Here is a 26497-nt window from a genome sequence, read left to right as displayed (position 1 = left end):
TTTATTGTTTAAGTTAATTAATACTGTATCGTAAGCCTGCGTAATAGGAACTACCAAAGATAGGTCCATAAACGTAAGTGGTGTCAAAAGTTGTTCCAAAGGGATAGTCGCTTCCCACAATTGGATTGGGTTGTGTTACATTGGTTATATTTTCCCCGCCCACATAGATTTCAAAATTAGTTGAAAAAACTTTGGTTACCTGTGCATTCAAAGTTGAAACACTTGGAGAGAATTCTGAAAGTCCAATTGTATTCAAGTAGCTTTCAGTAGAAGCAAACCGCTGCTCGCCCAAATAATTGAAAGTTGCGTCAAATTTCCAATTTCCTCCTTTTGCATTTTGATGTGTTTCATAGGAAGCATTTGCAAAAAAGCGATGGTTGGGTGTTAAAGGCGTTTGCTTTTTTCCGCTTAAATATGTTGTTTCCACATCGTAATATTTGTAGGCCAGCCGCATATCGAAATGTTCAAAAGCATTATAATTAAATTCCACTTGAAAATTACTAGAATAACTTTCACCCTCCAAATTATAAAAATTTATTTCTGATGGATTTTCCCAATCCACTACAACTTGATTCACAAAATCGGTTCTGTAAAAATCGAAAGTGATGTCTGCTTTTCTACTAAAAATATTGAATCCTTGCATATATGAAACGCCATAATTCCAAGCAATTTCCGGATCTAATCCATAAATTTTACCGCCATTGTCTAAAATATTCAAGGTGCGCGAAGTTGCAAAAAGACTTTGGTTTTCAGTAAAAATATTCGCACTGCGTTTTCCTCTTCCTGCTGAAATTCTAAAAGCAGATTTTTCCCAAGGTGTGTAGCGCAAATGGAAGCGCGGCGTGAGGAATGTTCCCAACCTATTGTGAACATCGGCACGAATTCCGGCAGTAAAATTCAAATCGCCCAAATTATCAAAATTATACTCAAAAAAAGCTCCTACTGAATTTTCAACCCTACTATAGCTTTCTGTTAAAACCAATTCATCATAACCATCATAGGTTGCACTTACTCCAGTTTTAATTTTGTGTCGCGAATCGCTGATTATTGAATTGTAAAGCAAATTGGCATACAAGCTGTTATGCTGAATATTGTAATCATTCAATCCAAAATAGGACTCTTGGTCGTGATGACTGTAAGCTAGCTGCAATCCACCTGTGCGCCATGGAATATCCGGATTTACAAAACCAAATTTTCCCGAAACATCAAATCGCTGGGTTTTTATTTCACTTCCCCAGGCGTTTGTGGTTCCACGATCTCTGTCTGGATTAAAAGATAATTGCCCAGTCTGTTTTTCATCATTTAAATATCTAAAGTTAAAAAACCCCACATATCCGTTTTCAGTGTCAGTATATTGCCAGCGATTCATCACGTTCACTTGTTGCATCAATGGAGCATCCAGAAAAGAATCGTCGTTTTTATCAAATTCAGTATCACGCATATTACCATGAATATAAAGGCCTGTACTCCATCGCTCACTAACTTTTGTGTTAAGATGCGTATTCAGCTCAAAACGTCCATTGCCCGCGCCGTAGGCGTTTACAAAAAGCTTATCGTCAGTAGTGGGTTTTTGCAATTCGGCATTAATTTGCCCTGCAATACTTTCGTAGCCATTGACAACACTTCCGGCTCCTTTTGTAATTTGAATACTTTCCACCCAAGTTCCCGGAATAAAACTCAAACCATACGCTTGCGAAGCTCCGCGAATGCTCGGCACATTTTCAGTCGTAATCAAAATATACGGACTCGTTAGTCCAAGCATTTTAATTTGTTTGGTTCCCGAAATAGCATCGGCAAAATTAACGTCTATCGACGGGTTCGTTTCAAAACTTTCCGCCAAGTTGCAGCAAGCCGCTTTTAAAAGTTCGGCGCTACTTACGTTTAAAACATTCGCTGATTGGATGAAAGAACGCGACGATGCCTTCTGCCTTGCAGTAACTGTAACCTCGTCAAGATTAGCGGTGGATTTTAATGAATGTGTTATTTGCTTCGGAGAATTTACCGTAATAGTATCAGTTTTATAACCCACAAAACTGATCACCAATTTTTTGTATTCAGGCTCATAAGAAATTTCAAAATTACCTTCAAAATCGGTTACTTCTCCCACCGAAGTATTCAGCCAATAAACGTTTGCGCCTCCAAGCGGCACTTCTTCGTTATTTATATTTTCAGTTATTGTTCCAGTTATTTTTTCCTGTGAAAAAATACAGAGCGGGAGTATAAAAATTATATATAAGAGATTTTTCATTTTTTAAATTTGATTAAATATGAGTAATTACTCCAAAAATTTGGAGCTATAATCATTAGGTCCCGCAAAGCGGGTATTAATCAAATAAGGAAAGTCTCGTACAGAATATTGAAATCCTGTTCGAGTGGTGGCGGATTGTAATCCGCAAAGAAGATTTTTTTAGTGGAAGCTATTTCTACTTCATTCAGAACGAATACAGAAATGAAAGCAGCTATAAAGGTTTTGTTCAGTTTTAAATCGAACGAAGCTTTTGCGAAATTATCGTCTGTGTGTATTTTGGTTATATGATTTTTACAACAGTCGTGGACTTCGGGGGCAGCAGTTTCAGCACCACAACCAGAATCTGGAGCATTCTCCTCCATTCCGCAGGAGAGATGTTTTTCACCCAACGTAATTTGAGCCATCATTTCCGTCCCACTGCAGAAGTGTTGTGCATAGGCTATTCCCGAACTGCTTGCAAGCATTAGTATTGTTAGGAATATGGAAACTGCTTTTTTCATTTGAGCACAAAAATACAAAAAAAAGCCTCCCAACTTAGGTGGGAGGCCAAAATAAAGAGTTGTGTATAATTACAGCTTTAAAAAATTAAAAATGAATGAAATAATAACAACGTAAATTCATTTTATTCAATCAACTTATTTCCATTTTCAATAGCTGTATTCATCTGCTCTTGCAATTGATTTACGCTTTTCTCATAGCTTTTTAGCAATTCTTGTTTTTCTTCAGAAAGGGGTGCGCCTTTATTGATTTCTTCAAAAGTGAAATTCTTACCAAAGTCCTTCATCCATTCCATCATATCTGCATTTGCTGCTTTTAAGTCGTTCAGGACGCTAACTTTTTCATCGTCAGGATTCTCCACATCTATACTCGCTTGGATTTTCCCGCTCAATTCACCAATTGTGCTCATTTTAGGCATTAAAGCATCATGAACAGCTACAATTCTCTGCATTTGAGTAACTTCAGTATTTACAGGTACCGTCTCACTTTTTTCTTTGTTGTTACAGGAGCTCATCAATAATATTGTAAGTCCCAACCATATTAAATTTTTCATACTAAATGTTATTTTAAGTTTTATTAAATTAAATATTTTTGCGCAAGTCGTAAAAGTTTCTTTACCCTTAAACTGAACGCCAATTAAATATTGATATTGTGCACTTTACAGAACGAATTTATAAGAAAATGCAAACTCGCCTTTTCAATATAGCCACGTGATAAAAACTGGCAAAGCACAAGCAGTATCGCAGTGCAGCTACATTAAAAAATTGAAAATTTATGAAATAAAAACTTGCGGAGGATGATATATTTTGTTGATAAAACCTGAAGTCTCAAAATGTAGGATATTAAAATTGGGAAGCAAAATAATTTTAACAAAAGGTTTCGGTAAACTAGTTTCATTTGATTGATAGTAGAGCGGAAAGAAAGCTTCCAAAAAGGATACCGCTGCACGGTTCGGCGTAGGGGTATTTTCCGTATCAAAATTGAGTTTTTGCATCAAATGGCACTTGCCGTTACAGTGCATTTGCGGTTTATCTTTATTGATACAATATTTTTGGATAATCACATCAACATTAAGCTGAAAGTAAAGTAAATAACTGACCGTATATGCCGGACGGACAGCAATTAATAAGAAGAAAGTAATAGCCAACAGTTTTTTCGGCATATTAAAAATTATGAATTATTCCAATTTGGAATCCACTCTCCCGCACTTCAACATTTTATCACCAAAATAAGGGTTTAAAATATCTTCACTACTGCTTATCCAATAGGCCCCTTTATTGTTGAAAGCCATCGGGCAGAATTGCTTGTAAAGTGTGCCAGATTTTAAAGCTCCTTTAAGCATGCCTTCAAGCCCGTTGCTTAAAGCTTCAAAATTTTCGCGCTGAACTTTTATATCTTCAGAAGTGGCCATTGCAGCAACTACATTTTTGGTAGTCTCGTCTGCATTTATCTCTTTAAGTTGTTCCTGCAACTTTGAAGCCGCTATTGCCGTTTTGGAGGCATCAGTATTTACAAGCCCTGCTTCTATTTGTAGGTATTGATCAAAAATTGCTTCCACTTTTGGATCGTTAAATTCGGCTTCCGTTTTGGCTATTTCGTAGGTTTTTGACTCGGCATTGTCTACGGTTACGACTTCTGCCTCGCTTTGTTTTGAATTATCCTTGCACGATGAGACTGCGAATGCTGTAATCGCGAAGAAAATAAGAGAAAAATTTTTCATTTGTAAAATAGATTTAGAGATGCAAAGGTATCAAAAAATCAACGGGTTTTATATTTCTGAAAATAAAAGGCCGGTAGCAGAATAAGCAAAAATAAAGGCTGGATTAGAAATCGGCGCACGTAAAAAAGAACCAAATGACCTCCTGTTTCTTCCGAAGTGAAAATAATAAAGGTAAAAACCATAAAAAGGCCGACAAATAATAAGCTATATAAAAGAGCTGAGAGTTTAATTATTTCCTTATCAAAAAAAACCAACCATAAAATTGCAAGTGAAATGATGGTATTCATTAAAAACCGAAGTACAATGCCAGTTTGCAATGCAAAAGAATCCATTTTAGGAAGTGGCAAGGCCTTGTAATCCATTTTGAAAAATTCCAAGAGCGGATCATAAAAAATAGTATTCTCAAAAGCCCTTATCAATACCAATAGGCTTGCAAGGATTGTAATAGCACCTATTTGTAAAACATTTTTCATTTTGCCGCAATGGGTTTCAGCATCCACACCCAAATCATCCACAAAATAAAAACCATACTATATATAATTCCAGGAAATACTACAGAGTGAAGGATGTTTTCATATTCGGGAAAATTGTATAAAGCAATAACGAGAATAGCAATTCGCAAAAGATTGACGATATAAATCAAGACCGATCCAGCAAAAAGAAACATACATGTTTTTTTGAATTTTTCCGCAAAAGCGATTATAAAAGCCACGAATAAAATAATAACACTAATAGCATTGCAACCTTCCACAATGTTCACGGTATATTTATTTTCAATGGTCAGTAACATTCCCTGTTCCAAATGATCAGGTTTTAGAACAGAACTATAACCAAAACCCTCAAGCACTGCAGCACTTTGCTTTGCTACGAGATTGGTTATATAGTCAGGAAAATATGCACTGTTTTCAGAAACTTTTAAATAAACAGAATAAAGAATTCCGAGAACTAAATAGGTTCCCAAAAAGAGGGCGACAAATTTTAGTACTGTTTTATTTTTTTTGAAAATCGCTCTCAATGCTTCCGTTTGGGTTTTAACAAAAATACAGGATTTGTTTTTGCTGTATGTACCCATTTTGAAATACTTTTACCGCATAATCAAGATTTAAAAAAACCTATGCCATTTTCCCACTTAAAACACAACGTTAAAACCATTTTAGCAAACAATTCAGAAAGTACTGATAGCAGATTGACAGAGGTTTGTGAACTATTACAGTCTTCCATTGGCTATTATGATTGGGTAGGTTTTTATTTTACAAATGAAGCCGAAAAAACGCTTCATTTAAAAGCTTTTGCTGGAGAGCCAACAGATCATACTGTTATTCCTTTTGGAAAAGGTATTTGCGGACAAGTTGCCGTGAGCAACAAAAATTTCGTAGTGCCAGATGTGAAAGCGCAAGATAATTACATTGCTTGCAGCATTACCGTGAAATCTGAAATCGTAATCCCGCTTTTTAAGGACGGAAAAAACATAGGACAGATCGACATTGATTCACATGTGGAAGATCCATTTTCTTTAGAGGACGAAAGGTTTTTGGAATGGGTAAATGAAGAGGTTTCACAAATTCTGTAAATTACATTCCGGTTCTAATAGCTTCAACAGGATCCAGTTTTGAAGCAGAAATTGCTGGAAGAATTCCGGAAATTAAACCAATTACTGCAGAGATTGCTGTACCAACAAACATATTCCATGGCGACAGAACAAATTCAAAATCGCCTGTAAATTGAGAAGCAATTATTGAAACAATAAAAACCAAAAACAATCCAATCAATCCACCAATTACGGCGAGAATTACCGCTTCAAATAAAAATTGAAATAGTATAAATTTGTTCTTTGCACCCAATGATTTTTGAATGCCTATTAAATTGGTTCGCTCCTTCACGCTCACGAACATAATATTTGCAATTCCAAAACCACCCACGAGTAGCGAAAACCCACTAATTATAAGTCCGATAATATTCATGCTGCCCGTTATTTCATCAATAAAATCTGTAAAACCTTGCATTTGGTTCACGAAAAAGTTACTTATTTCATCGGGTTTCAACCCCCGTTTTAGTCGAAGTTTCTGTGAAAGTACCGCAATAAATTCGGCCTCATCTACTCCTTTTTCAGGTTTTACTACTATCTGAGGAAATGTTTTTTTATTATTATCACCATAAATGCGCCTAACTACATTTACGGGCATCCAAACGGAAGTGTCTTTTGAATTTCCAAACAAGCCCGCCCCTTCCTTCTTCAAAACTCCAATAACGTTAAATTTTCTTCCATAAATACGCACTTCCTTCCCTATAGCATTTGCCGCTGTTCCAAATAACTGATTGGCAATTTCATCTCCCAAAACCACGACCATAGAACCACTATTAGATTCAGAACCATTAAAAAACCTTCCTTCGTCAAGTTTTAAAGCTTCAATATCATAATAACTGTCTGTAACAGCTCCAATGGGGACGTTATCAACCTGATTGTTTTCATACTTTATGCTTTCATTCGGAACGTTTAGCGTAAAAGTTGCAGCTTCAATATTGGGTGTATTTCGGTCAATATATTGGTATTCATCGTACGTAACATCCGGAAACTGTTGCCATTTCCAGCGGGGAATTTCTGTTGGACCAAAATTATAACGCATCACTATAATTGTACTATTATCCAAACCACTTATACTACCTTCAATTTCACGTTTTAAAGAATCTACCGCAGCTAAAACGGCAATAATGGAAAAGATACCAATTGTTACCCCCACCAAAGAAAGGAAGGTTCGCAATTTATTGTTTCGCAGCGCATTGAGCGCAAAATTGAAACTTTCCTTTAAAAGGCGAAAATAAATTAGCATTTACAGTTTTTAATTAAGATTCTGGATTTTCAAATGATTCGTCCCAAACTCAAAAAGAAGGGTTGATAAAATTATTAAAAGTAAGACGTTTTCTCTCTGGTTATGTTACAAATTTACTATTCAATTATGTACTTTTGCACCTTAATTTTTCATAATGAACAATTCCAAAAAAATTACGTCGGCTTTAATTTCCGTTTTTAGCAAAGATGGCCTCGCGCCAATTGTTAAAAAACTGAACGAACAAAACGTAAAAATCTACTCTACCGGAGGCACCAAAAAATTTATCAACGATCTTGGAATCCAGGTAATTGCCGTAGAAGACATCACGGATTATCCTTCCATTTTGGGCGGCCGTGTTAAAACCCTTCACCCAAAAGTTTTTGGTGGAATATTGAACCGTCAAGACAATGAAAGTGATATTGCCGAAATGACTCAATATAAAATTCCGCAGATTGACGCGGTCATTGTTGACTTGTATCCTTTTGAAAAAACCGTTGCATCGGGCGCTTCGGAAGAAGACATTATTGAAAAAATAGATATCGGCGGAATTTCCTTAATACGCGCCGCTGCAAAGAATTTTAAAGACACCATTTGCGTTTCTTCGGTTGACGATTACGCTGAGTTTTTGGATTTAATTTCAGCAAATGACGGCCACGTTTCTTTGAAAGATCGCAAGCATTTTGCCGCAAAATCCTTCAACGTTTCTTCAAATTACGATACAGCCATATTTAATTATTTCAATAAAGAGGAAAAATTATCTGCTTTCAAGATAAGTGAAACACGCGGACAGGAACTTCGCTATGGCGAAAATCCACACCAAAAAGGATATTTCTTTGGGGATTTTGACGAAATATTCAACAAACTTCACGGAAAGGAATTGAGCTACAATAATCTTTTAGATGTTGACGCCGCTGTGAGTTTGATGAATGAATTTAAAGGAGATGCTCCAACTTTTGCAATTTTAAAACACAACAATGCCTGCGGAATTGCACAACGCGAAACAGTTCAGCAAGCTTATATGGCTGCTTTGGCGGGCGACCCAGTTTCGGCATTTGGTGGAGTTTTAATAAGCAATGCTGAAATTGACGAAGCTACGGCAAGCGAAATTCACGATCTTTTCTGTGAAGTAGTGATTGCGCCTTCCTATTCAGAAAAAGCTCTAGAAATTTTAAAAGGAAAAAAGAACCGCATTTTGTTGGTTCAAAAAGAAATTACACTTCCTCAAACTACCGTTCGAACTTGTTTAAACGGTGTTTTAGTTCAAGATAAAGACAATATTACCGACACTTCTGAAATTTTAACGTCCGCCACAGACAATAAACCCAATTCAGCAGAGTTAGAAGATTTGTTGTTCGCTTCCAAAATTTGTAAGCACACAAAATCAAACACAATTGTTTTGGCAAAGGGGAAACAACTTTGCGCCAGCGGAACCGGACAAACAAGCCGCGTTGATGCATTACGGCAAGCAATTGAAAAAGCAAAAGCCTTTAATTTTAATCTTGAAGGTGCTGTAATGGCAAGTGATGCTTTTTTTCCATTTCCCGATTGTGTGGAAATTGCGGACAATGCAGGAATAACTGCAGTAATACAGCCTGGAGGGTCTATTAAGGATCAGCTTAGCATCGATTATTGCAACGCTCACGAAATGGCAATGGTATTTACTGGAACGCGCCATTTTAAGCATTAAATTTTATTACATTTGTTGAAACCAAACCCAAACCAACACGTTAACTCTCAATACCACGAATTATAAACTATGGGATTTTTTGACTTCCTGACTGAAGAAATAGCCATTGACCTTGGTACCGCAAATACCTTGATCATCCACAACGATAAAGTTGTTGTGGACGCGCCGTCCATTGTTGCGCGCGACCGAACTACCGGAAAAATAATCGCAGTTGGCCGCGAAGCAGCGATGATGCAGGGGAAGACCCACGAAAACATTAAGACAATTCGCCCATTGAAAGATGGTGTAATTGCAGATTTTGACGCTAGTGAAAAGATGATTAATATGTTCATCAGCGACATTCCCGCATTAAAAAAGAAATGGCTGAAACCTTCTTTGAGAATGGTTATATGCATTCCTAGCGGTATTACCGAAGTAGAAATGCGTGCGGTAAAAGAAAGCGCTGAGCGCGTTAATGGAAAAGAAGTTTACCTAATCCACGAACCAATGGCAGCCGCAATTGGCATTGGCGTTGACATTATGCAACCCAAAGGAAATATGGTTGTAGACATAGGAGGTGGAACCACTGAAATTGCAGTAATTGCCCTTGGCGGTATTGTTTGCGACAAATCTATAAAAATCGCCGGCGACGTTTTCACTAATGACATTGTTTATTATATGCGTACCCAACATAACCTATATGTGGGTGAGCGCACTGCTGAAAAAATAAAAATACAAATTGGTGCCGCAACTGAAGATCTTGAGCTTCCTCCAGATGAAATGGACGTGCAGGGACGCGATTTGCTTACTGGAAAACCGAAACAAGTACAAACATCTTACAGAGAAATTGCCAAAGCACTGGACAAATCAATTCTTAGAATTGAAGATGCAGTGATGGAAACACTTTCACAAACACCACCAGAACTTGCAGCGGACATTTACAACACTGGTATTTATCTTGCAGGTGGTGGATCTATGCTTCGCGGATTAGACAAGAGGCTTTCGCAAAAAACCGATCTTCCAGTTTATATTGCTGAAGATCCATTGCGTGCCGTAGTTCGTGGAACAGGAATTTGTTTGAAAAATCTCGCAAAATATAAAAGTGTATTGATTAAATAATTTTTAGCAAAAGTTTATTTTGCTGAAAATTTTAAAAAGAATAGTTGCCCATTTATGGCGTTGCTCCCATTAGAAAGCAGAATTTATTAACCCCACAAAGCAATGCAACAGATTATCTTTTTCTTCATTCGGAATAAAAATTTCCTGTTGTTTGCTGTGCTTTTTACAATTTCTGTTGGTCTTACTATTCAAACTCACAATTATCACAACAATAAATTTATAAGTTCTTCAAATTTTATAACTGGTGGCGTCTATACTTTTAGAAATAATATAGCTGATTATTTAAATCTTGGAAAAGAGAACGAACAGTTACTCCAAGAAAATTTAATGCTGCGAAAAAAACTGGATCAATTTAAGGAAGTAGTTGTTTTTGAAAAGCTTGACAGCACTATTCTTCCGAATAAATATAAATATTTCACGGCGCGTGTTATCAATAATAATTACTCCAAAACAAAAAACCAGCTTACAATAGACAAAGGTAAGAGAGACAGCATAAGGATAGATTTGGGAGTGATTTCTTCGAAAGGAATTGTGGGTATTGTGAGTGACGTTTCTGAAAATTATGCAACAGTTCAATCCATACTTAATACAAAAAGCAGGATTAACGCTAAGCTAAAAAAATCAAGTCATTTTGGCTCTTTAATTTGGAATACGAAAGATCCAAACGTAGCGCAACTTATTGATATTCCACGATTGGCTCAACTAGAAAAAGGAGATACAATCATTACCGGCGGCCGTTCAACCATTTTCCCTGAGGGTATTTTAATTGGCACTGTGAAAGATTTTGATTTGGATAAAGATGACAATTATTACTATGTGAATGTTAATCTTTTCAATGATATGACAAGTTTAGAGCACGTGTATTTAATTGAAAACAACCAAGCCTCAGAAATTTTAGAACTTGAGAAAGGAGTAGAAGATGAAGAACAATGATATAATTATAAATATAGTCCGGTTTATCGTACTTGTTTTTCTTCAAGTATTGATGCTCAACAATATAAACCTTGCTGGATACATAAATCCATATTTGTATATCTTTTTCATTTTGATGTATCCGTTGGACGGAAACAAGGGCCTTTTGATTTTTCTTAGTTTTCTGTTGGGACTTTCCATAGATATTTTTGAAGATTCAGGAGGCGTACACGCTGCTGCATGTGCATTTATCGCATTTATTCGCCCTGTGGTTTTAAAATATTCTTTTGGGGTGAGTTATGAATATAACAGTGTAAAAATAAAAAAAGCAGATCCTATAGAAAAGCTCACTTATATTGCCTCTTTAGTTTTTATGCACCAGTTTGTTATGTTTTCTCTAGAAATTTTCAGCTTTGAACACATTTTGTTATTATTAAAAAGCACATTGTTTTCTGGATTGTTTACTATAATTGTAATTGCGTGTACAATGATTCTTTTCAATAGAAAATCTACATGAGAAAGGTTGTACTTATAGCACTAGTATTGTTGACCGGCTTACTTTTTTCAGCCCGGCTCTTCTATCTACAGGTTTATGACGCTTCTCCCGATTCCCTTTCGGAAAATAGCGCAATTAAAGTAATGTATGATTATCCGCAGCGAGGCTACATGTTTGACCGCAATGGAAAACTTTTGGTTTCAAACCAGCCTTCTTATGATGTAATGGTAATTCCGCGCGACGTTAAACCACTTGATACGCTAGAATTTTGCGGTTTATTGAAAATTACCAAAGAAGAATTTAAAGAAATACTTCAAAAAGCGCGAACCTATTCGCCCAGGTTGCCTTCGGTAGTACTTCCGCAACTGAACAAAGCTGATTACGCTTCCCTTTCGGAAAAAATGTATAAATATGAAGGGTTCTACATTCAGCGCCGTTCCCTTCGCGAGTATCAAGTAGACCATTCTGCCAACGTGATGGGCTACATTGCTGAAGTAAACAACGCCATAATTGAAAAAAACCCATACTACCAAATGGGTGAACTTATTGGCACTGCTGGGGTTGAAAAGGAATATGAAGAGGTTCTTCGCGGAATAAAAGGCGTAAAATATATTCAGAAAGATCGTTTTAATAGAGACATTGGTCCCTATAAAGAGGGAATATTTGACACGCTACCACAACGTGGAAATGACGTTCAATTGACCATTGATGCTACACTTCAAAAGTATGGCGAGGAGCTTATGATACATAAACGTGGCGGCATTGTAGCCATTGAGCCCGATACAGGAGAAATTCTCGCATTGATTACCGCACCAAGTTATGACCCCTCATTATTGGTGGGGCGGGAACGTTCCAAAAATTTCACAAAACTATGGTATGATACTATAGGAAAACCATTATACGATCGTGTTTTGATGGGAGAATATCCTCCTGGGTCGCCTTTCAAAACATTAATTGCCCTTATTGGTCTTCAGGAAAATGCCGTCACCACAGAAGATGCTTTTCCGTGTTATCGAGGTTTCCGTTATGGCAATCGAACGCTTGGGTGCCACTCCCACCCTAGTCCACTTTCAATGATTGGTGGGATAGCTAATAGCTGTAATGCCTATTTCTGTAATGTATATAAAAGAATCATAGATAAATACCCCACTCCTCAGGATGGAATTGATGCCTGGAGAAATGATCTTATGAGTTTTGGTCTTGGTGACTTTTTGGGATACGATCTTCCTAGTGGAAAAAAGGGCAACATACCAACGTCAGATTATTATAATAAAGTTCACAAATTTCCAGAACACAGATGGTCTTCCTTGGCAACAATATCCAACGCCATCGGACAAGGGGAAGTTTTGCTTACCCCCATGCAAATGGCGAATTTTACTGCTGCAATCGCTAACCGCGGTTATTATTATACCCCACATATCATAAAAAATATAATTGGTCCAGACACCATTCCCAAAAAATTTACTGAGAAACATTTTACAGCGGTAGATGAGGAAAATTTTTATCCGGTTGTTGAAGGAATGCACCAAGTTTATCAACGTGGTACTGCGGCCTCCATACAAGTTCCAGGAATAGAGATTTGCGGAAAAACTGGAACTGCAGAGAATTTCACTAAAATTGGAGGAAAACGCGTTCAACTTACAGATCATTCCATTTTTGTAGCATTTGCACCAATGGACAACCCAAAAATCGCCATAGCTGTCTTCGTAGAAAATGGTTATTGGGGCTCTCGTTGGGCAGGACGAATAGCCGGTCTTATGATTGAAAAATATCTGAAAGGTGAAATAACCCGAACCGATATGGAGAAATATGTGTTAGAAGGTAGTCTTGAAGCTGAGTACGCTAAACCTTACAGTGGTCAACCCTTTTCAATAAACCATTAATGGCAGCAAGCAAAACTTACGTCCGGTTTGATTGGTTAATGATTTTTATTTACATCGCTTTAGTTTTTATGGGATGGATAAATATCTATTCCGCCTCTCTAAGTGATGCGGCCAAAGGATTTTTTGATTTTGACCAAATCTATGGCAAACAAATGATTTGGATTGGTTTGAGTATTGTGATAATAATTTTTGTTCTCGCAATTGAATCCAAATTCTATGAACGTTTTGCTAGTGTTATCTACATAATTTCACTTGTTTCACTTGTAGGCCTATTCATTTTTGGAAAAACTATTGCCGGATCTACATCATGGTATGATTTCGGAGGAGTAAGCATCCAGCCTAGTGAATTTGTAAAAGCAACCACAGCCTTGGCACTCGCAAAATATGTGAGTGATATACAAACAAATATGAAGGATTTAAAGAACCAGATAGGGGCTCTTATTATTCTTGCCCTACCCGCAATTTTAATCATTCTTCAACCCGATCCAGGGAGTGCGCTAATTTATGCTGCCTTTGTTTTTCCGCTTTATAGAGAAGGTCTTCACGGGGTTTATTTATTATTAGCCCTTTTTGCGGTTATGCTATTTGTTTCAACACTCGCTTTTGGTGCGGTTTGGGTTGCCATTGGTGTAGTAATATTGGCCGGAGTACTATTTTTTAGGAATAGAAAAAAACGACCCAATATTTTAAAATATGTTTTAATTGTGATTGGCTGTATTGCATTTGCTTTTTCGGTGAGCTACATTTTCAACAACGTTTTTAAACAACACCACCGTGACCGTTTCAATATTGTTTTGGGAAAAGAAGTAGATGCCCGAGGTATTGGTTATAACACCAACCAAAGTGAAATTGCAATCAGTAATGGCGGATGGCTGGGCAAAGGATGGACACAAGGAACCCAAACTAAAGGTAATTTCGTGCCCGAGCAGCACACAGATTATATTTTCAGTACTGTGGGCGAAGAGTGGGGCTTTTTGGGAAGTATGATTGTTGTTCTGCTATTTGTAGCATTAATAACCCGAATAATTTTTAAAGCAGAAAAACAAAAATCACAATTTGGAAGGGTTTATGGCTATAGTGTTGCTGCAATACTTTTTCTCCATTTCTTTGTGAATATAGGCATGGTTACAGGTATTTTCCCAACCGTGGGTATTCCACTTCCTTTCTTTAGTTATGGAGGTTCTGCATTATGGGGCTTTACTATCTTACTGTTTATCTTTGTGAAATTGGATGGAGCGAATTACCATTATGCGTAAGAAATTGATATAAAGTATTGCAAAATATTATTGAAATCTATTTCCTTCCCCAAGCTTTTAAATCAATCATCTGTTCCAAATTATTTTCGATTGAATCGGACAATTCCGGGAAAAAATCAATTCCGGTTTGTGCTTCAATTTCATCAATGGAAACGGCGTATTCATAAAAAGATTCTCTAGAAGGTTTATTGGGAATAACAAAGGCGATGGCTTTATAGTTTCCATCAGAAGCATCCACAATTATTTTATAAAATTCATTTGGGACCGAAACATTTTCATAACCGATTGTTTTCATATTTCCTTTTAAAACACCACCAGTAACTATATAAACCCCATCATACTTTTCTGCCCAAAACCTAACTTTCTGCTCCAATCTGTTCCAAATTCCAGCATTGAAGTCATGGTTTTGCGGGCTAATATTACTGGTTAAAAAAGTTTCGTTGTAGGCTTGAAAAGAATTCCTTCTATCGCCTGCCGGGCAAAGATGTCCGCGATCATACCCTGATTTTTTATAGTTTCGCCAATCTGCAGATATAGTTTTCACGCTTTTATCTTCAATAAAATAAGGTCGTTCAAATTCGTTCTGAGAAAGGTCAGTCTTTTTTAATTCATAGGCTACCCATTCTGCTTGTTCGTCTTTTTCGGAATAGGAAAGTGTAAAAAAATTATGCTTAACAATAGCTCCCGTGGTTGAACTGGGTAAAAACGAATCATCAAATTCATCGGAATTGTTTCGGGCTGTTTTTGATGTTTGTGCAACAGAAGAATCTTCTTCCACCAAATAATCATCGGCATAATACAAAGCAACGGTTACAATTAGTATTACTAAGGGGTAAATGTATTTTCGGTTCATTAAAATTCAATTAAGAATTGCGCACATCCAAGGCGTCGCGCAAGGCATTTCCTATTAACATAAAAGCGGTGACTAAACTCATAATTGCCAGCCCAGGAATTAAGGCAAGATAGGGTTTTCCCAAAATAATATACGCGTAGTGGTCTTTTATAATCCCACCCCAACTAGGCATAGGCGGCTGCGCTCCGATTCCTAAAAAAGAGAGTCCACTTTCAATAAGAATTGCTCCTGCAAAATTGGCTGCAGAGATAATAATAACGGGCGCCATACTATTTGGCAAAATATGTTTTACAATTATTCTAAAATCATTAAAACCTAAAGCGCGTGCAGCCGTTACGTATTGCATCTGTTTTACGCTCATAACCTGTCCGCGAACTACACGGGCCACTTCTACCCACATGGTGAGTCCTACAGCGATAAAAACCTGCCAAAAACCTTTCCCTAGAGCCAAAGTTATGGCAATTACCAAAAGTAAAGTAGGAATAGACCACGTAACGTTGATAAGCCACATAATTGCAGCATCCACTTTTCCTCCAAAATAACCTGCAATAGCTCCCATGGTGACTCCTATCAATAAAGAAATGAAAACTGCTACAAAACCAATAGCGAGTGAAATTCGAATACCAATTAACATTCGGCTCAATAAATCGCGACCGTATTTATCGGTCCCAATCAAGAATTTTCTTTCTGAAATGTATTTATTTGGAATTTCGCTTACTGAAGAAGTGTTTGGAAAAAGAGAAAGCGCGTATTCTTTTTGTAATCCGTCAGTTCCATCTGTAGTATATTCAGTGATTTCAATAGATTTATCCTTCAATAAAAATTTTGAAATAGGAATTTCTGTATCTGCATTCTTCTTTCCGAAGAAAAAAACAGAAAATGGATTTTGTGCTTCTACAGCTACAGGGATTGTAAGCATTTGAACAGAAAATCCTGGATTTTTAGAATGTATTGAAAGATGCATTTGGTTTACATTCTGCGAATTATCTGGCGCCAAAGCATAGGCAAAAAAGGCAATTAATACGCATAGTGTTAAAAATCCCAAACTAAAAACGCCCCAAAAGTTTTTTTTGAACTTTTGGAGCGCAATTTTGGTTAATGAAGTGGAATTTTTCACACTTCAAATTTAATAAAAATTAGCTTGGTTCATTAAGAAAGAAGCTATGGGTTTCACCTAAATATTAGTTTTTAATATCCGCTACTTTTCCAGCTTTTATATTGTTCAGCTTTAAATCTTCAAGCACGTGTACGGCTTCTTCTACATACATATCCTTGCTAAGGTTTTTGTGCCATCTCATTCGTTTTGCCGACAAAGTGGTGTCTTGTTTCATCAAAGCAGTTTCATACGGTAACGATTCAAAAGTTAATTGGTTGTCATACTCATCAATAGCATCAAAACGTTTAGTTTCTTCTTTACGCTGTTCAATTTCTGCGCTGTAATCTTTAAAGTTAAGATTTACTTCTTTTTCATCCCTGCGCTCTTTTATCCATTTGGCATTATCATCAATTAATGCCAATTGTTCATTTTGAGTCATTCGTGCTTTGCTCTTTTGAATAGTTTCGTCATAATCTATATACCCATCCCAAACGTCATATTTTGCAGCATCAATTTTATCATAAGGCAATGGATTTGGATAATCACGTTCGCCAATATCAATATAACTGTAACGGTCTGGCATTACCACATCACTCTTAACGCCTTCCAGCTGAGTTGAACCCCCGTTGACACGATAGAATTTTTGGGACGTAATTTTCAATGCTCCCATATCTCCTAAATCGTTTTTGCGCAGCCACTGGTTTAAGTCGATTACGTTTTGGACCGTACCTTTTCCGTAGGTTTGCTTGCTACCTATAATAATGGCGCGTTTGTAATCTTGCATTGCAGCGGCCAAAATCTCAGAAGCTGAAGCAGAAAGTTCATTTACTAAAATAACCAAGGGTCCGTCCCAAACTATTTCACTGTTTTTATCCTCAAGCACTTCTTTATTACCTGTGGAAGCAACTTGCACAACGGGGCCTTTTTTAATGAACAGTCCTGCTATGTCTACAGCTGTGCGTAAAGATCCACCCCCATTATCGCGAAGATCGAGAACAAGACCTTCCATCCCTTCTTCTTTTAAGCGGATAATTTCTTTTTTAACATCAGTTGCAGCATTACGCTCCTTATAATTTTCCATATCGAAATAGAACTGCGGCAAATTTATAAGTCCAAACTTGCGATCGTCTTTTTCGATAAGCGATGATTTTGCATAGGTTTCTTCAAGTTCTACCACATCTCGAGTTATGGTTTTATCTGAGATGGTACCGTCAACATTTTTAATTGTCAAGGTTACATTAGTTCCTTTTGGACCTTTTATAAGTTTCACGGCATCATCTATGCGCATTCCAACAATGCTTACAGCATCTTTATCGCCTTCCTGTCTTACTTTCATAATGGCATCTCCTACTTCAATCTTTTCACTTCTCCACGCTGGGCCACCGCTGATAATTTCGATAACGGTTATATAATCATTTTTCTTTTGAAGCCTCGCCCCAATGCCTTCAAGTTTACCCGACATTTGCAGGTCAAACCTATCTTTTTCAGGTGGTGCAAAATAATTGCTGTGTGGATCATACTCTTCCACAATTGTATTTAAATAAATTGCGAAATAATCTTTTCTTTCCAAATCTTTAGTAAAATCAAAATATTCGTCCAAAGAACTCTTTGTAGTTTCGCGGGCTTTCTTTTCAAGGTCTGCTAAAGGTTTTGGCTTGAATGGCTCATCAGCTTCAGACTTTGATTTTTTTGAAGTTTTAGAAGCCTCCATTGTTTTCTGAACTTTGTTTTCTTTGGAAGAAGAAATAGCTTCCTCTTTATTTTTTTGATCTTCAACCAAATCATAATACCCTGAAAGTGTTGTAAATTTTAATTGCTGTTTCCAACGTGATTGAAGATCTTTTAATGATGTAGCATAAGCAAGGTTGTCATAATCTACGTTAATAGTTTCCTTTTCATTAAAATCAAAAGACTTACTAAGAACATCTGGATAGATTTTTTTCACATCTTCCATGCGTTCCTGAAAACGGCTATAAACTAAATCGAAAAAAGAAAGATCTTTATTTTTAATTTGATCATCTATTTCCGTTTTGTATTTGCTGAATTCTGCAATATCAGAAGCCAAAAAATACCTTTTTAAGGGATCGAGTCCTTTTATGAAATTTTCATATACATCTGCAGAAAATTGGTCGTTTATTTCTTTTGGATCATAATGCCCTTTTTGAAGCACATAGGAAATAAGGTCTAAAAGTAGTTTGTCTTTATCAGGATCATTAAATTCCTTAGTAGTGAAACTGCAAGAAGCCACCGAAACAAAAACAACAAGGAACAAAACTTTAAAATTCTTTTTCATTATCCGCATAGTAATAGTATTATTTAAGAGTGCCTAAATTATATAAAAAACTGTGCCAATAAAGGATTTCGATACTAATTTTTTGTTAAACAGTTTCTTGGGCACTGCATTCCAAATTCAAGATTATAAAATGTATTTTTGTTTCCTTAAAAATTTATAAAATTATGTCCAAAAAAAGACCGCTCATTTTAGTTACCAATGACGATGGCATTAACGCTCCAGGCATCAGAACTTTAATTGAAGTTATGAATACTTTAGGTGATGTTTGCGTTGTTGCCCCCGATTCTCCACAAAGCGGAATGGGTCACGCAATAACCATTAACGACACACTCTATTGCAATAGTATAAAGGTAGTAAATGGCGATCCGCACAAAGAATACAGTTGTAGTGGAACTCCAGTAGATTGTGTGAAAATAGCTGTAAACGAAATTTTGAAGCGGAAGCCGGATCTTTGCGTTAGCGGCATTAACCACGGAAGCAATTCATCCATTAACGTAATTTATAGCGGCACGATGAGTGCTGCAGTAGAAGCCGGGACACTTGGCATTCCTTCAATTGGGTTTTCGCTTTTGGATTATTCCCTGGAAGCAGATTTCAAACCCTCCAAGAAATTTGTAAAATCAATCGCAGAGCAAGTTATTAAAAATGGATTGCCAAAAGGAGTGGTATTGAATGTGAACATACCAAAACTTAATGTGTCCGAAATTAAGGGTATTAAAGTCTGCCGACAAGCAAATGCACATTGGGAAGAAAAATTTGATAAACGCACCAATCCACTTGGCCGTGATTATTACTGGCTTACCGGAGAATTTGTAAATGAAGACAAAGGTGAAGACACCGATGAATGGGCGTTGCATAACGGTTTTGTTTCCGTAGTTCCCGTACAATTCGATCTTACAGCACACCACGCTATGAAAGAACTCAATACTTGGGATTTTTAGATATTAATTTTGCATTTTAAATAAGAAAAGATTCAAATGAAACCGCATATAAAAGAGATATTGATTGGCTTAATAATAGGTTTAGCAGCAAATATGGCAGGCACTTATTTGTATATCTTCTTTTTTTCAAAACTTAGTTTCGAGTCAACAGTACAAGCAGCCTTGGAAAATGATTTTCTGGGAAGTTTAATCGCTTTGGGTGCAGTTTTAAATTTAATTGTCTTCTTTATTCTTTTAAAAAAGAATCAATACTATAGGGCGCGAGGCGTGGTTCTAGCAACCATAATTGCAGCGCTAGCAATTTTGATTTCGAAATTTTTCTGAAAACAAAGAAATTCTGCCAATAACTAATTAACTTAGTAAACAAATAATCTAAAATGAGACGCGCAGTTTTTCCCGGAACCTTTGATCCCATAACACTTGGACATGTGGATATAATTAATCGTGCACTTCCCCTTTTTGATGAATTAATAATTGCAATTGGTGTAAACGCCGATAAAAAGACAATGTTCTCTTTGGAAGAGCGGATTCTCTTTATAAATAATACCTTTAAAGGAGAATCTAAAATAATTGTAAAAAGCTATTCGGGGCTGACCGCGAAATTCTGTATTACAGAAGAAGCACAATTTATTGTTCGGGGTTTACGAAACACTACAGATTTAAATTACGAACAACCCATTGCGCAAACTAATTATAAGATGGCGCAGGTTGACAGTATCTTTCTTATTTGTTCACCTGAAGTTTCAAATATATCCTCTACCATTGTTAGAGATGTAATGCGCAATAATGGTGATTATTCCAGCTTAGTTCCTAATGCAGTTAAGAAATAATAAAACTTTAAAAATATACAACTAAAAAACCCTTTCAGTTTCCTGAAAGGGTTTTTCTAATTTCAAATAAAAGGAATTAAAGCGCAGCTACGTGCTTAGCCAAATTCGATTTTAAATTGGAAGCCTTGTTAGAGTGAATAATGTTTTTCTTTGCCAATTTGTCGATCATAGAAACAACAGTTGGAAACATAGTTTCAGCTTCTTTCTTGTCAGTAAGCTCTTGAAACTTCTTCATAGCATTACGGGCAGTTTTGTGCTGATAACGATTACGCAAGCGCTTTGCCTCGTTGCTTCTTATTCTCTTTAATGCTGACTTGTGATTTGCCATTTTATTTTTGTTAAATTCTAATTTTGTAGTCCGTAGGGGAATCGAACCCCTGTTACCAGGATGAAAACCTGGCGTCCTAACCCCTAGACGAACGGACCATATTTTGTTTTAAATGCGGATGCAAAAATACAACTATTTTTGAATCGCGCAAATACTAAATTACTTTTTTCAAAAAAAATTAATAAGCTCGTGCAAAAAACACTTTTCTAACTGATGGTTTTCCAGTAACCATGCACACTCCCGCTTCAATCTTTCCATCCAAAGGAATGCATCTTATTGTTGCTTTAGTTTCATTTTTAATTTTTTCTTCCGTCTCTACTGTTCCATCCCAATGTGCTAAAATAAACCCACCTTTGGAGTCCAAAACTTCCTTAAACTCCTCATATGAAGAAACTTCAGTTGTGTTTTCTGCTCTATGAGATAAAGCTTTATTGTACAAATTGTCTTGAATTTCCTCCATTAACGAAACTACTTTATCAACTACATTTTCATAAACAATAAATTCTTTTTTAAGCGTATCTCTTCTTGCTAACTCAACAGTTCCTTTTTCAACATCTTTTGGACCGATAGCAATTCTGACAGGAACGCCCTTTAATTCATACTCATTAAATTTCCAACCTGGCTTGTGAGTATCCCGATTATCATACTTTACTCGAATTCCTTTAGCGCGCAGTTTTTTCATTAAATCCTTTGCCACTTCATCTACTGCCTCAAACTCTTCATCTTTTCGATATATTGGAACAATAACCACTTGATCTGGCGCTAAATTTGGAGGTAAAACCAAACCATTATCATCGCTGTGGGTCATAACCAAAGCACCCATCAATCGTGTGGAAACACCCCACGAAGTTGCCCAAACATAATCAAGTACGCCTTCTTTGGATGTAAATTTTACATCAAATGCTTTTGCAAAATTCTGTCCCAAAAAGTGTGAAGTTCCTGCTTGAAGCGCTTTTCCATCCTGCATCAACGCTTCAATACAATACGTTTCCAAAGCTCCAGCAAAACGTTCACTTTCGGTTTTTGTTCCCTTTATAACCGGCATAGCCATATAATTTTCTGCAAAATCTGAATATACATTCATCATTTGCTCCGCTTCTGCTAGGGCTTCGTCTTTGGTTGCGTGAGCTGTATGCCCTTCCTGCCAAAGAAATTCCGCTGTGCGAAGAAACAGTCGCGTGCGCATTTCCCAACGCACTACATTTGCCCATTGGTTTATTAATAGCGGCAAATCACGATAAGACTGGATCCATTTTCTGTAAGTATCCCAAATAATTGTTTCTGAAGTTGGGCGAACAATTAATTCTTCTTCCAATTTTGCATCTGGATCAACAATAATCCCACTGCCATCTTCAGCATTTTTTAACCTATAATGAGTAACCACAGCACATTCCTTTGCAAAACCATCCACATGACTTGCTTCTTTACTAAAATAGGATTTCGGAATAAAAAGAGGAAAATAAGCGTTTTGATGTCCTGTTTCTTTAAACATTCTATCCAGCTCGGCCTGCATTCGTTCCCAAATTGCGTATCCATAAGGCTTAATAACCATACATCCACGAACTCCAGAATTTTCTGCAAGATCTGCCTTGATTACCAATTCGTTATACCATTTGGAGTAATCTTCTTCCCTAGTTGTTAAATTCTTTGCCATAGTCCTGTTTTTGGCACAAATGTTGTGTCAATGTTAAATGATTAGTTATTGTCCGCAAAACTACTTATTTTTATGAAGTTCAACAATTAAAATACCACAGATATGTTCACTCAAATTTTTAATATAAAACGTACGATTTCCATAGCAATTTCGGGAATTTTGACTCTTTTGATCACATCTTGTGGAACCTATAACAATGGATATAATCAAAATGATGGTATTTATTCCTCTGGAAATGATACAAATGTAAGTGAGGAAGGTAGTGATGTTTCAAACGAAAAATCCAATTATTACCAGCAATATTTTCAGAGCAAAACCAATGCTTATTCAGATCTTCCCGAAGAAGGTGCTATTTTCACAGATATTGACGCCTATTCAACCACTGAAAGCTTAGATGAGGACGGAATTATAGTTATTGAAGATAATTATAGTGAAGATGGTTATGGTCCTTGGGGGAGCAATGCAGAAGATATTACAGTAAATATTTATAATTATGGAGGTTATGGCTATGGATTCTATCACAGACCCTATTGGTATGGTGGCTATTGGGATTATTATCCATATTATGGCTTTTCACCCTATTGGGGTATAAGCTATGGATGGAATTATCCGTATTATGGTTATGGATATCCTTATCATTATGGTAATGGGTATTATAACTCTTATTACAATAGTTCTTATTACAACAATAATCCATATTATAATAGCGCATCATACAATCGAGGCAGAAGAAATACAGATTATAGCAGAACGGAATCTCGAGGAAGATCAAATAATGTATCTACAAGAAAATCTTCTTACAGCCGCTCTGAAATTTCTCGTCGTGTAAATCAAAATAATGTAAGAGCTAATAATACTACACGAACAATTCGCAGCAATAATACCACACGTTCCAATACAAATAATGTAATAAGAAATACGCGTTCTAACACAAACCGTAGTGGTGGTTATAATCAACCCACTAGAAGCAACACTACCAGAAGCAGCAACTACTCTACACCCACTAGAAGCAGTAACTCAGGTTCTGTTAGAAGCTCAGGTAATAGTGGACGTTCTAGTAGTGGAAGCAGCAGTAGTGGACGCAGCAGCAGCGGAAGTGGACGCGGTGGACGCGGTTAAAATAATTCATTAAAAATATTTTTTTAAGTTTCTATCTATGAAAAGAATCTCATTCTTCATTATAGCTATTTTTTCTTTGGCACTTACACAAGCCCAAAACACAACAGATGGCTTAAGATACAGCACCGAACAAAATATAGGCACAGCCCGTTTTACAGCTCTGAGTGGGGCAATGGGCGCTTTGGGAGGTGATTTTTCAGCAATAAGCATAAATCCTGCCGGCGGAGCAGTTTTTCTTAATTCAAGCTTAATGTTTTCCGCTTCCCTCTTCGATGTTGAGAATAAAGCAAATTACTTTGATAACAGCGAAAAAAGTTTTTCAGATGATGTGGCTTTAAATCAATTAGGCGGTATATTCGTTGTAAATAATTCAAACGAAGAATCGGCTTTTAAAAAGTTTACGATTGGATTGAATTATACAATCAATAAAAATTTCGACAATGAATTATATATAGCTGGAACCGGAACTAATTCTATCGGCGATTTTTTCTTGGCACAAGCTCAAGGTATCCCTTTAAATCTTCTACAATTACAGCCTAACGAATCAATTTCAGATTTATATCAATATCTTGGAGAATATGAGGGGAATGTTGCCCAAAATGCTTTTTTAGGTTATCAAGCTTTTCTTTTTGACCCCATTGACCCTAATAATCCTTCCAATACAGCCTACACTTCCAATATTTCTGGTGGAAATTTCAATCAAGAATACGCATACCTTTCACAAGGATACAACAGTAAATTTTCTATAAACCTTGCCACTCAAATCACAAATGATTTTTTCTTCGGAATAAACATAAACACTCACACTGTTGAATTTGATCAAAGTTCTTTTTTACTGGAAAGCAACGGAAATCCTGGCTCCACAGTAAATAGAGTTGGATTTGAAAATAACCTATCTGTAACTGGTGCTGGGATTTCTGCACAAATTGGAGGAATTGCAAAAGTGGCTGACAATTTACGTTTCGGGTTAAGCCTTGATACACCAACTTGGTTTCAACTTTCTGAAGAAACCACTCAAAGCCTCAAAAGCCGACGCGTTTTTGAAGGCCAAACTTTCAATGAATTTTTGGATCCACGAATAATAAATGTATATGAAGATTACACTTTAAGAACACCCGGAAAAATTTCAGCAAGTGCTGCCTATATTTTTGGTCTGAACGGATTAATTAGTTTTGACTACTCCTATAAAGATTATTCCCAAATAGAATTCATCCCCATCAATGGTCCAAATTTCAATGACTTAAACAACACTTTAGAAAATACATTAAAAGCTGTTTCTACATATAGTGTAGGTGCTGAATTTCGCCGAAACCAATTAAGCCTTCGCGGAGGATTTCATTATGAAGAAAGCCCATATCAAGACAGTACAATTATTGGTGATTTAATGGGTTTTTCATTTGGTGCAGGCTATAATTTTGGACGCTTTACTTGTGATCTTGCCTACTCTAGATCAGAACAAGAACGAAATCAACCATTATACTCAGTTGGTTTAACTAACGCCGCCAATATAAATTCTATTTACAGCAATTTTGTAGCATCTTTAGGCTTCAATTTTTAATTACTTTTGAATTAAGGGTCCATTTAATAAAATTCTATTTGATTGAATATTTTCTTTTGAAGGTTCTTACTTAATCTATTTCCTGAAGATTTACTTCTTATTCTGCAACTCAGATATAACTTCACAAGTCTTATCTTATATTTTACCCAACTAAAATAGCCTAAAAAAATTTTATTATAAAAAAACCCCGCAAAACTGCGGGGTTTTAATATTACACATACAATAGTATTTATCGTTTTAAGGTAAAATGTCCTTTAAATTCCTTTGTCTGTCCCTCTTCGGTGTACTCGATGCGGAACCAGTAATCGCTCGATGGCAGTGGGCTTCCCCCGTAGGTTCCGTCCCATCCCTGGCCCAGTGGGCTCAGCTGCTTGAGCAGCTTTCCGAAGCGGTCAAAGATATAGATTTTTGCCGTAGGGTCGCCCGTTGCAATACCGATGATATTCCACGTGTCGTGGTAGCCGTCAGCATTGGGCGTAAAGTACGGCGGGTAATCAATCACCCCGACGTTTATGGTCACGCTACCACAGCCGTTGGCGTCGCGGATGGTCACCGTGTGCCCCCCAGGCGATACGTTTTCAAAGATATTGCTGTCTTGGAACGGACCGTCGTCCAGTTGGTACACGTAGGTACCCTCACCCACCGCGGTCACCTCAATTGTGTGGCTGTCGGCAAAGGCGCCATCCACCAGCACCGCACCATACTCAAAAGGTGGTGATGATACCGTAACCGTGGCACTGGTTGTGCTCTCGCAGTTGGTGGCAAGCTCGGTGATGGTCACCGTATAGACACCGCCCTGCAGCGCGATGATTGATGGTCCGGTCTCCCCGACCAGTATCACCCCGTCAAGGTCCCACTGGAAGGTGTACAGCGCAGGGTCAAGGCCCGTGTCTATAACAGGCGGCGACATGCTGCCCTGCTCGGCGGCGATCGGGTTGCCATTGGCATCCACGCACAGTCGGTAATCTCCGTCCAAGACAACGTCTGGAAGGCTCTCCACCTTCAGCAGCATATCCACGACGGCATAGCACTTAGGCTCAAAAATATTCAGCTCGTTGGTCACCCGAACATAGATGCGCTGCGGATTGATGATGTTCACATACGGAAAGGCAATGGCCCCAACGCCGGTCTCAGCCCCTTCAAGGGTTTCATAAAATGAAAGGCTGAATTCCGTAGGGTCCTGCCCCGCCAAGATCCCC

26 protein-coding genes and 1 tRNA gene are annotated in these 26497 nt (G+C 37.2%); 12 read left to right on the top strand and 15 right to left on the bottom strand.

The annotated features are described in order from the left end of the window. Positions 1 to 13: 13 nt before the first annotated feature. The 7 genes from AEQU1_RS07525 to xrtF form a co-directional block, all read right to left on the bottom strand. Positions 14 to 2248, bottom strand: coding sequence for a TonB-dependent receptor (locus AEQU1_RS07525; protein ID WP_111880090.1), 2235 nt, complete (start codon positions 2246 to 2248; stop codon positions 14 to 16). A gap of 80 nt (positions 2249 to 2328) precedes the next feature. Continuing rightward, positions 2329 to 2748: an HYC_CC_PP family protein gene (locus tag AEQU1_RS07520; RefSeq protein WP_111880088.1), complete on the bottom strand. Its 420-nt coding sequence runs from the start codon at positions 2746 to 2748 to the stop codon at positions 2329 to 2331. A 122-nt stretch (positions 2749 to 2870) separates the two neighbouring features. After that, on the bottom strand, positions 2871 to 3299 hold the full coding sequence (locus tag AEQU1_RS07515) for a hypothetical protein (protein WP_111880086.1): 429 nt from the start codon (positions 3297 to 3299) through the stop codon (positions 2871 to 2873). Positions 3300 to 3518: 219 nt separating this feature from the next. Beyond that, positions 3519 to 3908, bottom strand: a complete 390-nt coding sequence (locus tag AEQU1_RS07510; protein ID WP_111880085.1) for a hypothetical protein — start codon at positions 3906 to 3908, stop codon at positions 3519 to 3521. Positions 3909 to 3923: 15 nt separating this feature from the next. Next, entirely contained in the window at positions 3924 to 4466 is a 543-nt protein-coding gene (locus AEQU1_RS07505; RefSeq protein WP_111880083.1) for a DUF3347 domain-containing protein, read from the bottom strand. 38 nt (positions 4467 to 4504) lie between these two features. Continuing rightward, entirely contained in the window at positions 4505 to 4939 is a 435-nt protein-coding gene (locus AEQU1_RS07500; RefSeq protein ID WP_111880082.1) for an exosortase F system-associated membrane protein, read from the bottom strand. Then, positions 4936 to 5538: an exosortase family protein XrtF gene (gene xrtF / locus AEQU1_RS07495; RefSeq protein WP_258455219.1), complete on the bottom strand. Its 603-nt coding sequence runs from the start codon at positions 5536 to 5538 to the stop codon at positions 4936 to 4938. The genes AEQU1_RS07500 and xrtF overlap by 4 nt, the downstream gene beginning before the upstream one ends. Before the next feature lie 42 nt (positions 5539 to 5580). Here xrtF and AEQU1_RS07490 point away from each other — a divergent pair, with 42 nt between their 5' ends. Next, positions 5581 to 6036: a GAF domain-containing protein gene (locus AEQU1_RS07490; protein WP_111880131.1), complete on the top strand. Its 456-nt coding sequence runs from the start codon at positions 5581 to 5583 to the stop codon at positions 6034 to 6036. Position 6037: 1 nt separating this feature from the next. On the opposite strand, the gene AEQU1_RS07485 is transcribed toward AEQU1_RS07490, so the two are convergent. Continuing rightward, complete coding sequence (locus tag AEQU1_RS07485) at positions 6038 to 7294, bottom strand: ABC transporter permease (protein ID WP_111880080.1); 1257 nt, start codon at positions 7292 to 7294, stop codon at positions 6038 to 6040. 154 nt (positions 7295 to 7448) lie between these two features. Between AEQU1_RS07485 and purH the strand changes: the two genes are divergently transcribed. The 6 genes from purH (at position 7449) to rodA (ending at position 14626) form a co-directional block, all read left to right on the top strand. Further along, positions 7449 to 8981, top strand: coding sequence for a bifunctional phosphoribosylaminoimidazolecarboxamide formyltransferase/IMP cyclohydrolase (gene purH / locus AEQU1_RS07480; protein WP_111880079.1), 1533 nt, complete (start codon positions 7449 to 7451; stop codon positions 8979 to 8981). Positions 8982 to 9050: 69 nt separating this feature from the next. After that, positions 9051 to 10079 carry a rod shape-determining protein gene (locus tag AEQU1_RS07475; RefSeq protein WP_111880078.1) on the top strand — a complete coding sequence of 343 codons (1029 nt, stop codon included), beginning with the start codon at positions 9051 to 9053 and terminating at the stop codon, positions 10077 to 10079. 102 nt (positions 10080 to 10181) lie between these two features. Beyond that, positions 10182 to 11012 (top strand): rod shape-determining protein MreC, encoded by an 831-nt coding sequence (gene mreC / locus AEQU1_RS07470; protein WP_111880077.1) that lies wholly within the window; start codon positions 10182 to 10184, stop codon positions 11010 to 11012. After that, positions 10999 to 11508, top strand: coding sequence for a rod shape-determining protein MreD (locus AEQU1_RS07465; protein WP_111880076.1), 510 nt, complete (start codon positions 10999 to 11001; stop codon positions 11506 to 11508). The genes mreC and AEQU1_RS07465 overlap by 14 nt, the downstream gene beginning before the upstream one ends. After that, complete coding sequence (locus AEQU1_RS07460) at positions 11505 to 13370, top strand: penicillin-binding protein 2 (RefSeq protein WP_111880075.1); 1866 nt, start codon at positions 11505 to 11507, stop codon at positions 13368 to 13370. The genes AEQU1_RS07465 and AEQU1_RS07460 overlap by 4 nt, the downstream gene beginning before the upstream one ends. Beyond that, on the top strand, positions 13370 to 14626 hold the full coding sequence (rodA, locus tag AEQU1_RS07455; RefSeq protein WP_111880073.1) for a rod shape-determining protein RodA: 1257 nt from the start codon (positions 13370 to 13372) through the stop codon (positions 14624 to 14626). The genes AEQU1_RS07460 and rodA overlap by 1 nt, the downstream gene beginning before the upstream one ends. 37 nt (positions 14627 to 14663) lie before the next feature. Here the strand turns inward: rodA and AEQU1_RS07450 are convergent, their stop codons facing one another. From AEQU1_RS07450 to AEQU1_RS07440, 3 genes are all read right to left on the bottom strand, one after another. After that, the gene (locus AEQU1_RS07450; protein ID WP_111880071.1) at positions 14664 to 15479 is read right to left on the bottom strand and encodes a DNA/RNA non-specific endonuclease; all 816 of its coding nucleotides are present in this window, start codon (positions 15477 to 15479) and stop codon (positions 14664 to 14666) included. A 10-nt stretch (positions 15480 to 15489) separates the two neighbouring features. Further along, positions 15490 to 16596, bottom strand: coding sequence for an ABC transporter permease (locus AEQU1_RS07445; RefSeq protein ID WP_111880070.1), 1107 nt, complete (start codon positions 16594 to 16596; stop codon positions 15490 to 15492). Between the two features lie 64 nt (positions 16597 to 16660). Next, entirely contained in the window at positions 16661 to 18868 is a 2208-nt protein-coding gene (locus AEQU1_RS07440; protein WP_181566734.1) for a carboxy terminal-processing peptidase, read from the bottom strand. Positions 18869 to 19032: 164 nt separating this feature from the next. On the opposite strand from AEQU1_RS07440, the gene surE reads away from it, so the two are divergent. Genes surE through coaD form a run of 3 tightly spaced genes read left to right on the top strand, consistent with a single transcriptional unit; the run spans position 19033 to position 20639 of the window. Beyond that, on the top strand, positions 19033 to 19809 hold the full coding sequence (surE, locus tag AEQU1_RS07435; protein ID WP_111880067.1) for a 5'/3'-nucleotidase SurE: 777 nt from the start codon (positions 19033 to 19035) through the stop codon (positions 19807 to 19809). 36 nt (positions 19810 to 19845) lie between these two features. Next, positions 19846 to 20133 carry a hypothetical protein gene (locus AEQU1_RS07430; RefSeq protein WP_111880065.1) on the top strand — a complete coding sequence of 96 codons (288 nt, stop codon included), beginning with the start codon at positions 19846 to 19848 and terminating at the stop codon, positions 20131 to 20133. 53 nt (positions 20134 to 20186) lie between these two features. Next, positions 20187 to 20639, top strand: a complete 453-nt coding sequence (coaD, locus tag AEQU1_RS07425; RefSeq protein ID WP_111880064.1) for a pantetheine-phosphate adenylyltransferase — start codon at positions 20187 to 20189, stop codon at positions 20637 to 20639. A gap of 76 nt (positions 20640 to 20715) precedes the next feature. Here the strand turns inward: coaD and rpsT are convergent, their stop codons facing one another. From rpsT to proS, 3 genes are all read right to left on the bottom strand, one after another. Then, the gene (rpsT, locus tag AEQU1_RS07420) at positions 20716 to 20967 is read right to left on the bottom strand and encodes a 30S ribosomal protein S20 (protein ID WP_111880062.1); all 252 of its coding nucleotides are present in this window, start codon (positions 20965 to 20967) and stop codon (positions 20716 to 20718) included. 26 nt (positions 20968 to 20993) lie between these two features. Further along, positions 20994 to 21065: transfer RNA gene (locus tag AEQU1_RS07415), tRNA-Glu, on the bottom strand. A gap of 80 nt (positions 21066 to 21145) precedes the next feature. Next, positions 21146 to 22621, bottom strand: coding sequence for a proline--tRNA ligase (proS, locus tag AEQU1_RS07410; protein ID WP_111880060.1), 1476 nt, complete (start codon positions 22619 to 22621; stop codon positions 21146 to 21148). A gap of 102 nt (positions 22622 to 22723) precedes the next feature. Here proS and AEQU1_RS07405 point away from each other — a divergent pair, with 102 nt between their 5' ends. Further along, entirely contained in the window at positions 22724 to 23740 is a 1017-nt protein-coding gene (locus AEQU1_RS07405) for a hypothetical protein (RefSeq protein ID WP_111880058.1), read from the top strand. A gap of 37 nt (positions 23741 to 23777) precedes the next feature. Continuing rightward, a complete protein-coding gene (locus AEQU1_RS07400) occupies positions 23778 to 25298 on the top strand; it encodes an OmpP1/FadL family transporter (RefSeq protein WP_111880057.1) in 1521 nt (506 codons plus the stop codon). Positions 25299 to 25527: 229 nt separating this feature from the next. Here the strand turns inward: AEQU1_RS07400 and AEQU1_RS07395 are convergent. Then, positions 25528 to 26497: T9SS type B sorting domain-containing protein (locus tag AEQU1_RS07395; protein ID WP_146743731.1), on the bottom strand; the 970-nt coding region annotated here is incomplete at its 5' end.

Source organism: Aequorivita sp. CIP111184 (assembly GCF_900489465.1).
Classification (GTDB): Bacteria; Bacteroidota; Bacteroidia; order Flavobacteriales; family Flavobacteriaceae; genus Aequorivita.
Note: the sequence above shows the minus strand (reverse complement) of the source record. Positions and strands in the feature narration are given on the sequence as shown.

Bases quoted from the DNA above. Each gene is read 5' to 3' on its own strand.
- AEQU1_RS07525 (WP_111880090.1), bottom strand. From the start codon at position 2,248: ATGAAAAATCTCTTATATATAATTTTTATACTCCCGCTCTGTATTTTT.
- AEQU1_RS07520 (WP_111880088.1), bottom strand. From the start codon at position 2,748: ATGAAAAAAGCAGTTTCCATATTCCTAACAATACTAATGCTTGCAAGC.
- AEQU1_RS07515 (WP_111880086.1), bottom strand. From the start codon at position 3,299: ATGAAAAATTTAATATGGTTGGGACTTACAATATTATTGATGAGCTCC.
- AEQU1_RS07510 (WP_111880085.1), bottom strand. From the start codon at position 3,908: ATGCCGAAAAAACTGTTGGCTATTACTTTCTTCTTATTAATTGCTGTC.
- AEQU1_RS07505 (WP_111880083.1), bottom strand. From the start codon at position 4,466: ATGAAAAATTTTTCTCTTATTTTCTTCGCGATTACAGCATTCGCAGTC.
- AEQU1_RS07500 (WP_111880082.1), bottom strand. From the start codon at position 4,939: ATGAAAAATGTTTTACAAATAGGTGCTATTACAATCCTTGCAAGCCTA.
- xrtF (WP_258455219.1), bottom strand. From the start codon at position 5,538: ATGGGTACATACAGCAAAAACAAATCCTGTATTTTTGTTAAAACCCAA.
- AEQU1_RS07490 (WP_111880131.1), top strand. From the start codon at position 5,581: ATGCCATTTTCCCACTTAAAACACAACGTTAAAACCATTTTAGCAAAC.
- AEQU1_RS07485 (WP_111880080.1), bottom strand. From the start codon at position 7,294: ATGCTAATTTATTTTCGCCTTTTAAAGGAAAGTTTCAATTTTGCGCTC.
- purH (WP_111880079.1), top strand. From the start codon at position 7,449: ATGAACAATTCCAAAAAAATTACGTCGGCTTTAATTTCCGTTTTTAGC.
- AEQU1_RS07475 (WP_111880078.1), top strand. From the start codon at position 9,051: ATGGGATTTTTTGACTTCCTGACTGAAGAAATAGCCATTGACCTTGGT.
- mreC (WP_111880077.1), top strand. From the start codon at position 10,182: ATGCAACAGATTATCTTTTTCTTCATTCGGAATAAAAATTTCCTGTTG.
- AEQU1_RS07465 (WP_111880076.1), top strand. From the start codon at position 10,999: ATGAAGAACAATGATATAATTATAAATATAGTCCGGTTTATCGTACTT.
- AEQU1_RS07460 (WP_111880075.1), top strand. From the start codon at position 11,505: ATGAGAAAGGTTGTACTTATAGCACTAGTATTGTTGACCGGCTTACTT.
- rodA (WP_111880073.1), top strand. From the start codon at position 13,370: ATGGCAGCAAGCAAAACTTACGTCCGGTTTGATTGGTTAATGATTTTT.
- AEQU1_RS07450 (WP_111880071.1), bottom strand. From the start codon at position 15,479: ATGAACCGAAAATACATTTACCCCTTAGTAATACTAATTGTAACCGTT.
- AEQU1_RS07440 (WP_181566734.1), bottom strand. From the start codon at position 18,868: ATGAAAAAGAATTTTAAAGTTTTGTTCCTTGTTGTTTTTGTTTCGGTG.
- surE (WP_111880067.1), top strand. From the start codon at position 19,033: ATGTCCAAAAAAAGACCGCTCATTTTAGTTACCAATGACGATGGCATT.
- AEQU1_RS07430 (WP_111880065.1), top strand. From the start codon at position 19,846: ATGAAACCGCATATAAAAGAGATATTGATTGGCTTAATAATAGGTTTA.
- coaD (WP_111880064.1), top strand. From the start codon at position 20,187: ATGAGACGCGCAGTTTTTCCCGGAACCTTTGATCCCATAACACTTGGA.
- rpsT (WP_111880062.1), bottom strand. From the start codon at position 20,967: ATGGCAAATCACAAGTCAGCATTAAAGAGAATAAGAAGCAACGAGGCA.
- proS (WP_111880060.1), bottom strand. From the start codon at position 22,621: ATGGCAAAGAATTTAACAACTAGGGAAGAAGATTACTCCAAATGGTAT.
- AEQU1_RS07405 (WP_111880058.1), top strand. From the start codon at position 22,724: ATGTTCACTCAAATTTTTAATATAAAACGTACGATTTCCATAGCAATT.
- AEQU1_RS07400 (WP_111880057.1), top strand. From the start codon at position 23,778: ATGAAAAGAATCTCATTCTTCATTATAGCTATTTTTTCTTTGGCACTT.